15 protein-coding genes are annotated in these 14,206 nt (G+C 42.2%); 6 read left to right on the plus strand and 9 right to left on the minus strand.

Features of this window, described 5'->3' with window-relative positions; genetic code table 11:
* Window positions 1-45 precede the first annotated feature (45 nt).
* From SFU91_14375 to SFU91_14395, 5 genes are all read right to left on the minus strand, one after another.
* Window positions 46-462 (minus strand): DUF3224 domain-containing protein, encoded by a 417-nt coding sequence (locus SFU91_14375; GenBank protein MDX2130216.1) that lies wholly within the window; start codon window positions 460-462, stop codon window positions 46-48.
* Between the two features lie 196 nt (window positions 463-658).
* Window positions 659-1,828, minus strand: a complete 1,170-nt coding sequence (locus tag SFU91_14380) for a glycosyltransferase family 1 protein (protein MDX2130217.1) — start codon at window positions 1,826-1,828, stop codon at window positions 659-661.
* Window positions 1,829-1,972: 144 nt separating this feature from the next.
* On the minus strand, window positions 1,973-3,136 hold the full coding sequence (locus SFU91_14385) for a mechanosensitive ion channel family protein (GenBank protein ID MDX2130218.1): 1,164 nt from the start codon (window positions 3,134-3,136) through the stop codon (window positions 1,973-1,975).
* Window position 3,137: 1 nt separating this feature from the next.
* Entirely contained in the window at window positions 3,138-4,190 is a 1,053-nt protein-coding gene (locus SFU91_14390; protein MDX2130219.1) for a GntG family PLP-dependent aldolase, read from the minus strand.
* Window positions 4,191-4,201: 11 nt separating this feature from the next.
* Window positions 4,202-5,485: a class I SAM-dependent rRNA methyltransferase gene (locus tag SFU91_14395; GenBank protein ID MDX2130220.1), complete on the minus strand. Its 1,284-nt coding sequence runs from the start codon at window positions 5,483-5,485 to the stop codon at window positions 4,202-4,204.
* A 240-nt stretch (window positions 5,486-5,725) separates the two neighbouring features.
* Between SFU91_14395 and SFU91_14400 the strand changes: the two genes are divergently transcribed.
* From SFU91_14400 to SFU91_14420, 5 genes are all read left to right on the plus strand, one after another.
* A complete protein-coding gene (locus SFU91_14400; GenBank protein ID MDX2130221.1) occupies window positions 5,726-6,289 on the plus strand; it encodes an SRPBCC family protein in 564 nt (187 codons plus the stop codon).
* 27 nt (window positions 6,290-6,316) lie between these two features.
* A complete protein-coding gene (locus SFU91_14405; protein MDX2130222.1) occupies window positions 6,317-6,628 on the plus strand; it encodes a 2Fe-2S iron-sulfur cluster-binding protein in 312 nt (103 codons plus the stop codon).
* A gap of 25 nt (window positions 6,629-6,653) precedes the next feature.
* Window positions 6,654-7,268 (plus strand): Fe-Mn family superoxide dismutase, encoded by a 615-nt coding sequence (locus SFU91_14410; protein MDX2130223.1) that lies wholly within the window; start codon window positions 6,654-6,656, stop codon window positions 7,266-7,268.
* 88 nt (window positions 7,269-7,356) lie between these two features.
* The gene (locus tag SFU91_14415; protein MDX2130224.1) at window positions 7,357-7,686 is read left to right on the plus strand and encodes a nucleotidyltransferase domain-containing protein; all 330 of its coding nucleotides are present in this window, start codon (window positions 7,357-7,359) and stop codon (window positions 7,684-7,686) included.
* A gap of 494 nt (window positions 7,687-8,180) precedes the next feature.
* On the plus strand, window positions 8,181-8,993 hold the full coding sequence (locus SFU91_14420) for a DUF169 domain-containing protein (protein MDX2130225.1): 813 nt from the start codon (window positions 8,181-8,183) through the stop codon (window positions 8,991-8,993).
* 69 nt (window positions 8,994-9,062) lie between these two features.
* Here the strand turns inward: SFU91_14420 and SFU91_14425 are convergent, their stop codons facing one another.
* From SFU91_14425 to SFU91_14440, 4 genes are all read right to left on the minus strand, one after another.
* Window positions 9,063-10,625, minus strand: a complete 1,563-nt coding sequence (locus SFU91_14425; GenBank protein ID MDX2130226.1) for a hypothetical protein — start codon at window positions 10,623-10,625, stop codon at window positions 9,063-9,065.
* A 79-nt stretch (window positions 10,626-10,704) separates the two neighbouring features.
* Entirely contained in the window at window positions 10,705-10,926 is a 222-nt protein-coding gene (locus tag SFU91_14430; protein ID MDX2130227.1) for a hypothetical protein, read from the minus strand.
* A gap of 25 nt (window positions 10,927-10,951) precedes the next feature.
* Entirely contained in the window at window positions 10,952-12,514 is a 1,563-nt protein-coding gene (locus SFU91_14435; protein ID MDX2130228.1) for an MFS transporter, read from the minus strand.
* Between the two features lie 66 nt (window positions 12,515-12,580).
* Window positions 12,581-12,997 carry a universal stress protein gene (locus SFU91_14440; GenBank protein ID MDX2130229.1) on the minus strand — a complete coding sequence of 139 codons (417 nt, stop codon included), beginning with the start codon at window positions 12,995-12,997 and terminating at the stop codon, window positions 12,581-12,583.
* 554 nt (window positions 12,998-13,551) lie between these two features.
* On the opposite strand from SFU91_14440, the gene SFU91_14445 reads away from it, so the two are divergent.
* Entirely contained in the window at window positions 13,552-14,196 is a 645-nt protein-coding gene (locus SFU91_14445; GenBank protein ID MDX2130230.1) for a PAS domain-containing protein, read from the plus strand.
* Window positions 14,197-14,206 lie beyond the last annotated feature (10 nt).

Genomic DNA, 14,206 nt, shown 5'->3' on the forward strand with positions numbered 1-14,206 from the left:
TGAAATTTGAGAGATTCATTTTTTTGATTGGCCTTATGTTTCTTTCTAACCTTCAAGCAGTTGATAATCCAAGTGCATAATAAAGCCTCGTTCCGATTGTTCATAATGCCCCACGCCTTCAATACCTTTTAGTTCTCCCCGGCCGGAGTCTTTCACGATCGCAATATCACCCATAATTTTTCCTTCATCATACAATCCGATTTCTGCAATCAAAAAGCTTCCTTGCTTTCCATCCAATTTTCCACTGAAATGAATAAAGCTATGATAAAGACATCTTGATTTATGACCATCCTTTGGGTCTTGAAATTCGTAATACATTTGTGAGGTTACTTTTCCGGTTCCTTCCAAATTTCCGGTGAACTGATAGGAATAAACCACAGAGGTAATTTTATTTTCGGGCGAGGTTTCAAGCAAGGTTTGTTCTTGCCAATCGTGAACAGTGATGCTGCCGGTTGTATGCATACAGTTTTGGTATTGAATGATGAATGTGATGATGCTTTTGGAAGATAATGAGAAAATGAATCGCTCAAAGTGATATATGTCCTCTTTAATGGATCTTATGAAAGCGTCAGGAGCGATTTTTTTTAGGTCTATGGATCGTAATTGTCCTTCAAGTATTGCCGTTTTAACGAAGGCTGTTATTTCATTGTAGAAGACGTTATGTCTTTGCAATCAAGGATTCGATTGATTTTATCGTTTCACGCACGCATTTCTTCCACGAAAAGCCGGCGACACGCTGTGCCCCATTTTCAATGAGCCTTTGACGCGTAGCTTCATTGGTTGAGGCCTCGTAAAGGGCATTAAAGATTGCATCGACATCGCGCGGATTCATCATCAGTGCACACGCGCCATTTTCTGTCATTTCAGGAAACGAGTGAACATTGGCCGAAACCACCGGCACACCCGATGCCCACGCTTCGAAGAGCGGATTACCGAAACTTTCATAGCCGCTTGGGTAGGCAAAAACACGCGCATATTTGTAAAGATATTTGAGTTCGCTGTGTGAAAGCTGCCCGGTAAATATGACGCGGCCTTCAAGCCCGCGAGATTTAACCAACTCCCTCAGTTCAATTTCGTAGGCATCGGCTGTCGCAAGTCCTTTCCCAACAATCAACAGCTGATAATCCAATCCCTTTTCTTTCAATAACCTTTCGAAGGCAAGAATCAATTTGTCTTGATTTTTATATCGCCACAATGCCGAGGCATAGGTGATAAAGGGTTTGTTGATTCCATATTTCATGAAAACGGATTCTCGTTCTTCATCATGATAATTCTTTTGGAACATCTCCGTATCCACGCCGTGATTGATGACCTTAATTTTTGAAGCATCAATGCCCAAAAAATTCACCACGTCGTTTTTAATGTCCTCCGAAGGCGTGATTATGATTTGCGAAAGTTTTGCGGAAGGTGGGGTTAGAAATTTTCGGAAGTAAAGCCTTGCTTTATCAATGGCTTCGGGGTAATGATAATACAGCATACTGCGAATGGCGACGGCATTGCTCTTTGGAGAAAAAAGGGTGATGAAATTCCCGGGAAAGTAAGCGATATCAGCATTTGATACAAGCAAGTAGAATGGCATCAATACTTGCTCTGCAAATACTTTTAAAAGTGCATTGCTGTAGCTGAACGGCACTTCAACCACAGTAAAATCATCTGTAAGAACTGAATCTATCAAATGTCGTTGCTTGGGGCTGAGGTAGAGTGTAAATCGATGACCCCACTTTTCTTCACGGTTTAAGGTTGCAGCGGCCTTAATAAAATTTATCAAGTAATTTCGCCCGCCGGTATCTTGCGAGACATTCCCTAGAAGAACAAAAGCAATATGCACGGTATGTTAGGCCTTTTCGGCGATAAGGTTGTTTTGCAAATTCGCGCTAAGATACAACCAAATGCTTCCCCCAACACCAGCAAGAAATGATGCAAGGAGAATTCCCATTTTTGTAATGATAATCAGTTGGTCTATCTCTTTAATTTATGGAGCAGAGGGCGGCTGTTTCATTACAAGAGTGAGATCGGTTCCCCTGCCTTCATCTCCCTTTTCAGGAAAAAGTAACACTCGCCTTGGAAGAGCAAATGCAATCCCTGCATTGCAGAGTTCTGTATGAATTTGCTCGCGAAGCATCACCTCGGTATCGAACCTTTTGGTAAAATCAGTTACAAAAGTTTCTAAACGGCATAGGACTCCGGAGTCTTGCAAATCCATTACTTGCATTCCGCTTGGAAAGGCATCGCTGTAATCAGGTGCGGCGGTTGCTAATTTCAAGACTATCTCTCTTACCTTGCTTAGATCAGTTCCATAAGCCACTGAAAAGAGCACCAAAACACGGATGGGATCATTGGGGTAAGCGAAGTTAATGATACGGCTTCGTATCAGTTCCGCGTTTGGCAAAATCACCAAGTTGTTATCAAAATCCTTAATCTTTGTTGAGCGCAATCCGATCTCGTGTATATCCCCAATCTTCCCGTCAAACAATTGCACTCTGTCGCCAACACGAAACGGCTTATCAACGGCAATAATGATACCTGCAATGATGTTCGCAAGTGTATCCTGTGCCGCGAGTGCCACAGCAAGCGAGCCCACACCAAGCGAAACGAGCAAACTGCCAATGTTTATATCAAAGTGATCAAGTACGATGACCAACACAATTGCGATACTAACGAGTTGCAACCCCCGCCGAATAAAGGGGGCTATACTTGCAATTTGTTTTGACTCAAGGTGTGAGGGCAAATTGTGCAAATACCAATCCACGCCTTCACGAATAATTTTTCCAATTACCCGTGCTGCAACAAATACCAACCCAATAAAGGCAATGTGTCTTAGCACTTCAATGGCATCATTCGTTCGCTTTGAGGTTTCGGGCAAAGCCAATTGAAATTCCATTAAGGCATACTTAAGCGCCAAGACGAAACAAAATGCAGCCGCGTGATCTTTAAGAATCGTTACGATTTTATCATCAATGTTCGTATCAGTTTTTGCAAAAATAAGCTTATGTGAGAGCGCCAAAATCAACTTCAATCCAATTGCAATCGGGTAACTTACCACGAGGATCAAAACAGCGCGAACAATACCAAATAGAAGCGGGTTAGCTTCGAGCGAAGTGTTCCACTGTTCAAGAAATAGATTTAAACTTTCCATTTTAGATCGAAGGATAACTTTGGATCAAACGGCACACCGTTTGAATCATTACATTGCTAAAATCTTTATGAGTCACAAGTCGAATCATTCCGGGTTTAATGCTTGAGACAAGCACCTCATTTTTTTTGAAATAATCGATTACGCCGGCTTCGCGATTTTCGCAGCGGCTTACATCAACCGCTACAATGTTCGTTTCGACACTTGAAAGATCAATTTGAAAGCAGCTATTGGCAGAAAATGCAGCAGCAAGCTTTTGGGCGTTCTCATGATCGTTTTTTAGTGCTTGATAATTTTCTTCCAAAGACTTTTTCGCCATCGTTGCAATAATGCCCGATTGCCGCATTCCACCGCCCCACATTTTTCGGATACGCCGCGCTTTCGCAATCGCTTCTTTTGAGCCTGCAAAGATTGAACCTATCGGTGCTCCCAAACCTTTTGAAAAGCAAACTGACACCGTATCAAAATGCTTGGCATATTCTTTTACTGAAATTCCACTTGCTACCGAAGCATTCCAAAGCCGCGCACCATCCAAATGCATTTTTAGGTTGTGTCGTTTTGCAAGTTCGCTGATTGCCGCAATTCCATCAAGAGGCAAAATTCTTCCTCCTGCGCGGTTATGTGTATTTTCAAGGCAAATGAGCGCAGGCGAGGGATACCAATCTGCTTTTGGCCGCAGGGCACTTTTAATCATCTCAGCGGTTAAAATTCCATTTTCACCTTTCACCGGCGAAAGCTGCACGCGTGAAAGCACAGCCGGCGCTGCCGTTTCATAATGAAATATGTGTGACTCTGCCTCAACAATAACTTCATCGCCCTCGTTGGTGTTTACCCTCACGCCGAGTTGATTGGCCATTGTACCACTGGTTACAAATAAGGCCGATTCTTTTCCTAATAAATCCGCTACAAAAGCTTCACATGCCGTTGTGGCCTTGTCTTCGGCAAATACATCATCACCGATTGAGTCAAGCAAAGTACCAAGCGACTCTTCGTTGAAAATCTTTAGAAGCAATTCTTTCGAAGGCTTTGTAACAGTATCGCTGCGTAAATCAATCATTTGAATTCTTGTTAAGATGCATCCTCCACCGAAAGAATCGCAAATTTCAAATATTTGGTTTCAGGCATGATTGGATGAATGGGGTGATCGGGTGCTTGAGAGGCCGTCTCTAAAATCCTCACATGCTTTTTTACCCTTACCGTGCTGTTGAAATCGGTAATTGCCTTTTCAAGCATTTCATAAAACAGTGTTTCACTCAAATGATGCGAGCACGACGCTGTTGCAATCACGCCGCCCGGCTTTGTCAGTTGCAACCCCAACCGATTCAATTTCCGATAAGCCTGTTGTGCCGCAGAAAGATTCTTTTTTGATTTTGCAAGCGACGGTGGGTCAAGAATGACAAGGTCATACGATTTCCCCTCTGCCACCATTGCTTCCAGCCTTTCAAATGCATCTGCTTTTTCTGTCATGATGTTTGTAAAGCCGTTCAATTTCGCATTGGTTTTGATGCGAGCCAAAGCAGTTTCACTGCTGTCAAGAGCAAGCACCTGACTTGCCCCCGCCTTTGCGGCATGCAGCGCAAAACCGCCATCGCTTGTAAAGACATCGATCACATTTTTTCCTTTTGAAAGTCGCCGAATGCGTTTTCGATTTTCACGTTGATCTAAAAAGAACCCGGTTTTATGACCGTTCCACAAATCAATCACAAAACGCAAATCGCTATCGAAAATCTCGACACCCTTTTCCGCTTCGCTTTCTGAACCAACAATCATCTTTTTGTAAGTCTCAAGCCCCTCAAGCTCCCGAAGCACCGATTCATTGCGAATCACCAATAATTTCGGCGAAAAGATTTTAATCAATGCTTCACAAATCAAGTCGATATGCTTTTCCATTCCGATTGAAAAGATCTGAACCGAAAGTGCACTTCCGAAGCGGTCAATAATCAGTCCCGGGAGCTCATCCGATTCAGAATAAACCAATCTATACGCGTTGGTTTCGATTGAAGGATAAAGCAATTCGCGAAGCTTTTGCGCTTTTCGAATCCGGGTTTCAAAAAAAGCCAAGTTCACTTCAAATATGATTTCAAGACTCCCTTCATTTTCAATTTCGATGTTCTTATCTATTGCAGACTCTTCGATCCCGATTAGAGGCAAATTGGCAAGTTTTCGAAAGGCAATTAGGGACTTAGGATTATAAAACCCTACTGCGAGCGGTTTCCGATGAAAGGAATACAAAGCAACGAGATCGCCGGTGGTTACCACTTTAGGAACATCCATTAATTCATTGCTAAAGACCCACGGATGTCCGGAAAGAAATCGTTTTTCTTCCCCTTTTCGTAAATATATTTTATTCAATGGTTTTTACTTTTTGTGTATGATTCAGTTTGCACCCACTCGTATCTAATGGTTGAACCCGTTGTTGGTCTTTTACGAAGCCAATACGACTTAAGGCAAAGACCCTTAATTTACGATAGCCACACCGTATTGATGAAGAAACTTTTGGACGAATCCTTTTTGAAACGAAAAACCCCATAATTTGGGTTTTCAATGAGTGTGTTTTTAAATGTTTTCTGCTTAATTGACTCATCTCTTGAAATGACCACTGAACTCAATCCATCCCTTACTTCAACAAATTCCTTCTCTGTAGGCGCAGATTACACCGCTGATTATCTCGTTCCGGTTGAGCGGATTCGGCTCATGAATTTCCTTTCTAACCCAGAGACTTTTGAGCGATATATGCCCAATGTCGAAGCTGTTCGTTATGAAGGGAAAAGCGATAAGGGAGCGGCTCTTTATCAATGGATATATCTAATTCCAATGCCTTTTGCCTCGCCGCTTCGTTTAGAGATTCCAACAGTTTACGAAAAAGCAGATTTTGCGCTTTACCATCGGGCGCGGAGAATAGATTTGCCCAATTTTATGCAATGTGAGTTGAAGTTCAACTTGGGTAAAGATGAAAATGAAACGTTGGTATCGATGCATTTGGAGATTCAATTACACCGATCAAGCGGATTCGACATTCATCCTTTAGCGTATGTTATGGGAGAGCGTTTTATTTCGTCTCAAATGCGAAATCAAATGGAAGAGATTGCCACCACTTTTCTTCAAAAGAGTGTGGAAGCAATTTATTTAGCATCTTCTGAATCAAGTCCGTCTTAAATCTTAATATTCAATTCGTTTGAACTAATGCCGCTTCGTCTTATTTTGGCACGCGAAAATGACTCAGAAGAGTGTTTTCTTCCACTCGGGTTAAGCGGGGAAAGCATTCAAAGTCTTGCTGCCAAAGCCAAGAAAACTTTAGGCGGTCTTTGCGGCGGTATCGGTCGATGCACCACATGTAAGGTAGAAATCCTTTCAGGCGCAAGCGCGATTTCTCGGCTATCAAGAGAAGAGAAAGAGTTCAGAAATCGCGGATTGTTATTGGACAATGAACGTCTTGCCTGCCAAAGCTGTGTCGAAAATGGCACACAAGAAATTGTCGTAAAATATCTGTTCTAATTTTTTTAACATCAATCATAAACTTATGCCATACACAGCAAAAAAATTTACGCTTACCGGCCTTGAGGGCATCTCCGATAAGCAACTTGATAGCCACTACAAATTGTATGAAGGCTATGTCACCAATTGCAATAAAGTCAACGACCAACTGCTCGCTCTCGCCAAAGAAGGCAAAGGCGGCACACCCGAATACAACGAGCAGAAGCGCCGCTTCGGCTGGGAATTTGACGGCATGCGTCTTCATGAATTCTATTTCTCCAATCTCAAAGCCAATGGCGGTGAACTTTCCGCCACGAGCCCGCTTTATGCAAAGCTTGTTGAAACTTGGGGCAGCTACGATGTTTGGAAAGCCGATTTCGTGAACACCGGTCTTGTGAGAGGCATTGGATGGGCGGCACTTTATATGGATAATCTCACCGGACATCTTTTCAATGTTTGGGTGGCCGAGCACGAAGGTAATCATCCCGCCGGCGCTACACTTCTTCTCATTATGGATGTTTGGGAACATGCCTATGTAGGTGACTATCTTCCCACAGAACGCAAAAAGTATGAAGAAGCCTTTATGAAGAATATCAACTGGGCAATTGTTGAAAAGCGCTTCTCGCAAGTGAAAGTCGGCGATGTCGCTGTATTTGAATAGTATTCAAGGCTATCAATTTCCAAAAAAGGCTCTCGGTTTCGAGAGCCTTTTTTTATTTTTGAACAAACTCTGACTTTTACATCAAGTTATGAACGTAATCTTTCCAAAGCATTTAGAAGAAATTTCATCTATATGCAAGGCGCATCAAGTTAAACATTTAGATCTTTTTGGATCAAGTGTTTCACAGTCTGCAAACAATCCGCATGACATAGATTTTGCAGTTAGTTTTGATGATTCTTTGATTGAAGGATATACTAAAAACTTTTTTTCGCTTGAATCGTCGCTTCAAAAATTGTTTAATCTCCCGGTTGACTTGATTGATTACACAACCATTAAAAATCCAATTCTAAAAAATTCCATTGACGCCTTTCGGGTTACTCTCTATGATATATCCTCAAACATTAAAATAACTTTTTGATATTCTGTCTTCTATTGAAGAGATAGAAAGTTATTTTGACGAACAAAGTACCTTTTCAGACTTTGTAAAGGACAATAAGACCCAAAGAGCCATCGAAAGAAATTTAGAAATTATTGGTGAAGCACTTAATAAGTTTACTAAGCAAAATCCTTCAATTTCAATTCAATATTCAAGAGAAATTATTGGCACTCGAAACAGAATTGCTCACAGTTATGATTCTATATCTTATAAATTGCATTGGGATATTTATCAATCTTATCTTCCACAATTGAAACTTGAGATTCAGCTATTGATTGAACAATCCAATAGCTCACTTTAGATCATAAACATTTCTCTTTGCAACCCCGACTTCCTTTCCTTAAATTAAGTCAGTTTATTTCGTGCACATGCCCGTAAAGATTTCAATGAACGACAGCTTCGGCTGAGAAATCGTACGGTTGTGGCTTGCCTCGCGGCGCCCAAATGCACACATTTTTTAACAAAAGGAGGACGCTATGATCATCGATTCCACATATCATGCCACAAGCGAAACTGGGGAAAAAATTGATACCCAAAAGTTTCTTGCGGTTATGAAGCAATTCAAATTGAAACACAACCCCGTTGCAATCACCTACTGTCGGGAAACACCGCCCGAAGGCTATTCACCACTCGCCGATGTGCCGTGTTCACTCGTGCATCACGCCGATATTGGGAAAAAGGTGTACATCAATGCCAATAACCACGATTGCAAAGTTGGTCTTTATCATCTCGGCATGCTCGAAAACCCGCCTGAATACATTACCGAAGGCATTTATATGACCGATGTTCAGCAGTTTTATACCGTTGATGCCGCCCGCTCGAATAAGCATAACACCATCAATTTGCCGCAAGGCGAATTCAAAGCGCTTGCTGCTGCACCGCTCGATCAGGTAGAGGATGAAACTCTCATTCATTCCATCATTGTCATTTGCGAGCCACAGTATGCAATGATTTTGGCCGGTGCTGCCTCAACACGAATTGGGAAGTTCCCAATTGGTGAACTCGGAATGAGTGCCTGCGCCTCGATTTTCAGTATGCCGTATTTGGAAAACAACAGCATGTTTGTTGTCGGCGATGGTGGCGGAAGAATTCATAATAAACTCACCACCGGCGAAATGTTTGCGATTATCCCGCGCGATCACATCAAGCATCTCTTCGATGTCGCGGATAGCTTTAAGATCACGCCCGGCGAAATGCGCAAGCGAATTCGCCCATCTTATTTTGTAAACGGCGTTGAATCGCCGGTGTATGCCGCACCAAAGGTTAGTGCACCAACCGCGAGGGTGTAACTGATTTTTACCCTAAACAAAAAAGGCTTCGAGTTTTCGAAGCCTTTCTGTTTTGAAACCGTTTTTTTATTAGAAATACACCATCGCCTGCACAATCAATTCACCGCGGCTGTCGGTTTTTTCAACGCGCGTGAGCCCATCAGGCCCATCGGTTGAACCAGTTACCGTAGTATAGATTGGGCGTTGACGCCAGAGGAACGAATATTTTGCATGATGCCCTTCGATCAGATAATTTGCACCAAGCTCCCAAGTTAGTCCTGCATCTTTGAGCCGATCAAATTTCATAAAATTTGCTGTAGCAAAAGGCTGAAGTCTTCCTCCAAAGTTGAAAACTGAAGATGATAAAAGGTATCCTGTTTCAACCCGAAAAAGATTACCTGTTCCAATGAGTGGATAAGCATTTCCTGCGCCATTAAAACTCGTGGCGCCTGTGATGCCTGTTGAGAAATTCATGATTCCGACATTTCTAAAATAATTTGGTCCAAAATCATATTTGTAAAAAACGCCGTAGGTTGTAAGTGCGCTTTTTTCTTCCCCTTCACCAAAAGGTAAATCCAAAAAGACATCAACACCAATTAGAAGTTGGTTATGTGTTGTTAGAAAATTTTCGTAATTGAAACCAGCTGTATTTGGTGTGCTCACGGTACCTGCGGGAAGTGCATCAATCACACTTTGCGCTTTACGAGTCGCACTACCTTTAGGATGGAAATAAAAGCCTGCACCGATGTTAAAGACTTTTTTTGTACCAAGGTAAGTTCCCACAGTAAAAGGCAACAAGTTCGATTCCTGATCCCAAAATTGCCAGCTGAAATATCCGCCAAAAGACCACGTGTTTGCGAAGCCGTTGAAACTTGCAATCTTATCGTTATAGGCAACAGCGGTAACTTGATCGGGTGCAACAACTGTACTGGGGCGAAATGGCTTATTGACCATTATACGATAATCCAACTGTTCGATCTTACCTTTGAAATACACGCCAAATTGACGTGCAAATTGATCTGTTGCTTCAATTTCCGGCCAGTTATATATCGGCGCATCAAGGGCTAAGAAGTTGAGCGTGCTTGCATTGGCTTCGCGTGAAATTCCCCACCAATAGTGCAACCCAACGCCCATCGAAAGTGCTTTATCAACAATTTTCTGCTCATACCAAAAATCGTGAATAAACACTTGCGGTTTTTTTCCGGGGCCTGTTCCTTCGCCGGGGGCACCGCCATTAAGCCACGTTTGGTTATTGATTCCAATATGAAACAAGAACAGGGAACCTTTTCCAAATTCCCCAAAAGCAAGGAATCGACCACGCCGCATACCTAAATCTGTTGATGTTTCTGAAGGCATTCCGTTGACACTTGACCCGGGGTTCAGTTCTTGATATCGTGCCCACATTTGCACCCAAGTGATAAAGCGAATGTAGTGCGAGCCGCTTTCATTGAGCTTGATTTTTGCACCTCCTCCGTAATTGTCCATTCCCTGTGCGAAGAGGGACGATGCTGAATTTAAAGTAATTGTAATTAAGATGAGAATAGATAAGGTTAAGAATAAAATTGACTTACCTAAACTTCGTTTTGCTGAATCGTGATTGTTCATCATTAGCCTCTTAGAGTTTTTTTTGCCAATCGACGATGATTTTGACATATCGATTGATAGACTTAAAATTTAAACTTTCATTACAAAAATTTTTTCTTTGTACTTCTTTCAATTCATTTCACAAAAATTAATTGCTTTCATACTCTCCCTTAAAAGCGAAATACCCAAAGAGAATAAGGCTTGAAGCAATGAGCGGCATCAAAACTACAATCACGATAGACCAGAAAATCCAGTTATCAGTTGTGCCTTTTTCGCCAATTTCATGTGAAGCCCTCATCAGGACGAGCGGAATAACCGATGCCCCCATTAGCATCCACACAATTCCGGTAAATTTCTTTAATGCATTCATTGTCTACGTTTGTTTTAAGGGTTGATTATTCAATTTCATTTTCATGAGACTTATTCGGCAAATAAAGCACGCCTATCACAAAGCATACAGCGGCAATGAGCATTGGGTAAAAGAGCCCGGCAAGCGGATCTGCTGGTGGTAATCCCGGACCCGGTCTGCTGGCTTCAACCAACCGCGTTGAAATTAGCGGCACAAGTCCCCCAAATACGCCATTTCCGATATGGTACGGCAGCGACATTGATGTGTACCGAATTCTTGTCGGAAAGAGTTCGACAAGGAAGGCTGCAATTGGGCCGTAAACCATCGTCACAAAAATGACCTGCACTAAGATGAGAAACATCATCATCCAAAAATTTCCGCCGCCAAGCGATGTTTCTTTTTTCACTTCAGGTGGCGGTAATTTCTTTTCCGCTACAGCCGAAGCGCGTTGTGCACTGTCAGCAGGAAAAGTTTCCTTTTTCACTTCTTTGTAAGTCGTCCCATCGGTGTAAGTCTTCAATACTTCCGTTGTTATAACGGAATCCGCACCGACCAACGCCGGTTTAATCGAAGTCATGCGTTTATCTTCGACTTCCGTCTTTGCTTTAAGGTTTGCCAATTCGAACATCGCCGTATAAATTGGGCGATAGGCAAGCACGGCAATAATCATCCCAGCCATCATAATCCATTTTCGCCCCACCTTATCCGAAAGCCACCCAAAGACAATAAAGAATGGCGTTCCTACCAACAAGGCAATTGCGACCACATTATTGGCTTGAACAAATTCAATACTGCAAGTATTTTGAATAAATGAAAGCGCATAAAATTGCCCTGTGTACCACACAACGCCCTGACCCATCGTTGCGCCTAAAAGGGCAAGCAGGACAAGTTTCAAATTGGCCTTTTTCTTAAAGCTTTCTGCGAGCGGATTGCTCGATGTTTTTCCTTCTGCTTTCAGCTTCGCGAAAAGCGGCGACTCCGCCATCTTAAGCCGGATATAAATCGAAATCGCAACCAAAAACACGGAGAGCACAAATGGAATTCGCCAACCCCACGAATTGAAATCAGCTGCTGTGAGATTCAACCTAACCAATAATATCACACCGAGCGAAATAAAGAGCCCAAGCGTTGCAGTGGTTTGTATGTAACTGGTGTAATAACCGCGCTTTGCAAGCGGGGAGTGCTCAGCCACATAAGTTGCAGCACCGCCGTATTCGCCACCTAAAGCAAGCCCTTGTAAAAGACGAAGCACGAAGACAATCGCCGGCGCCGTGAACCCGATAGATTCATAACTTGGAACGATTCCAATCGCGAACGTGGATCCTCCCATTAAGACCAATGTGAGTAAAAATGTGTACTTCCGTCCAACGATATCGCCTAAGCGCCCAAAGAGCAGTGCGCCAAATGGGCGAACGACAAACCCAGCCGCAAATGTTGCGAGCGTTGAAAGCAGTGCCGCCGTTGGATTTGTTTTTGGGAAAAATTGGGTAGAGATAATGGCAGCCAAGCTACCAAAGATGTAAAAGTCATACCATTCAATAAGCGTGCCGACCGAAGATGCGGTAATAACTCGCCTTATAACGGATGAATCTTCATTCGTTTGTGTCATAGTTTATTGCCCTCCAAAGAGGTTGTTTTGTTAAATGTAATTGTTGGCAAAAAATGTTCTTCGAGATTACTTTTCTTTAACGACCATTACAGGGCATTGCGCACGGCGGACAACCGATTCTGCAACACTTCCCATTAAAAGACGCTTTAACCCACGCCTACCGTGAGAACCCATAATGATCAAATCCACATTGTGTTTTGCGGCGTGTTCAATAATACTTTCTTCCGGCATTCCTTGATAGACGACCCATTCGACTTGGTAACCCGCATCAACTTCCTTTTTGGCAAGCTGTGCGATTTTTCTTTCAGTTTCAGCTTCCAACTCTGCCACGGGCACTGCCGAATTATCCATCATCGGATCCAGTTCCACGACACTTATCAGCATCAACTTCGCACCATACCGTTTCGACATGTCATGAGCCGTATCCAATGCTTTATGTGATAGCCCCGAGAAATCTGTAGGGCATAAGATTGTTTTAAACATAGTTTTATAGTTAGCGTTAATAATGCACATCAAAGAACCTCTTCAATACTAAAGCGGCTCTTACGACGGTGATTTTACCAAAGAACAAAAAATCGACTTAAGAAAAAAAACGCATAACTTCTGTAGACGTGGGTACACATTGGGAATAATGTTTTGGCCGCCAGACTAAATTCTTTCGTTAAAAAAAGCTTAATTCTTTGCGGTGACTTATCTCACAAGTTCTTAAAAGGTACAACGAAATCTCACTAATTTTACAAATGATTTTCAAAGTTCAAACACATTTTTTTTATTTTTTTTTCAACATCCTGTTGCGTCCTTAATTCTCATCAAATAAATGTGGTGCTTAAGTTCATTATTCTTGCCGTGTCTTTTTCATCTGTTCTCAAAAAAGCAATCCGTTAAATCGATCTCTCATCTTAACTTCCATTGATTCTAATCCCCTTTGTTTATAACATTTTCTTGATTTTTTATAAATCCTTTTACTTATCTTACACTGAAAGTAAATGCCTTTTTGGGTTACTGCGTTACTCTGATGAAGTATATTCCGATTCATTATGCCTGCTGCCGTCACTGATATTACCGAATCCTTTACTATTTTTTCATCTCTTCCCATCCCTGTGTTGGTTACAAATCACGAGGGTTTAACGGTTTGGATAAATGAGCCATTTACTTTGCTCAGCGGATACACCCTTGATGATTTGTATGGAAAGAAGCCCGGCAAATTTTTGCAAGGCGCATTTACCGATAAAGAAACTGCGCAAAAAATAAGCACAGCCATTCGCAAACAGCAAGCAATTGAAGATGAAATTTTGAACTATACAAAAGATCAAAAACCGTATTGGGTTAGGCTTCAGATTTATCCTTTCTATAATGAACAGAATGAAATAACCCATTACATTTCCTTTTCACACGATATCACAGAACGGCGAGAGATGGAGCGCCAATTGGTGATGCTTCAAGCGAAGATTGCCAAAGTAAAAATTCCTCAGGGGTGGGTTACGAGGTGCGCTTGGAAGAATACTTTAGTAAGTTCCGACGGCTCCTACCGAATGATTGAAGAATGGTTTGCTCATAATTCAGAAGCAAGAATTTCACACGGGATCTCCCCGGAAGCAGCCGAAGAACAGCGTGAAATATGGTTGAATCGAAAAATGCAACAAAACATAGCCTCAGGCTCTAATGCTGCAGAGCTTCCTTGATTCTCACGGT

The organism is Chloroherpetonaceae bacterium (genome assembly GCA_033763895.1).
In the GTDB taxonomy this organism is placed as follows: Bacteria; Bacteroidota; Chlorobiia; order Chlorobiales; family Thermochlorobacteraceae; genus JANRJQ01.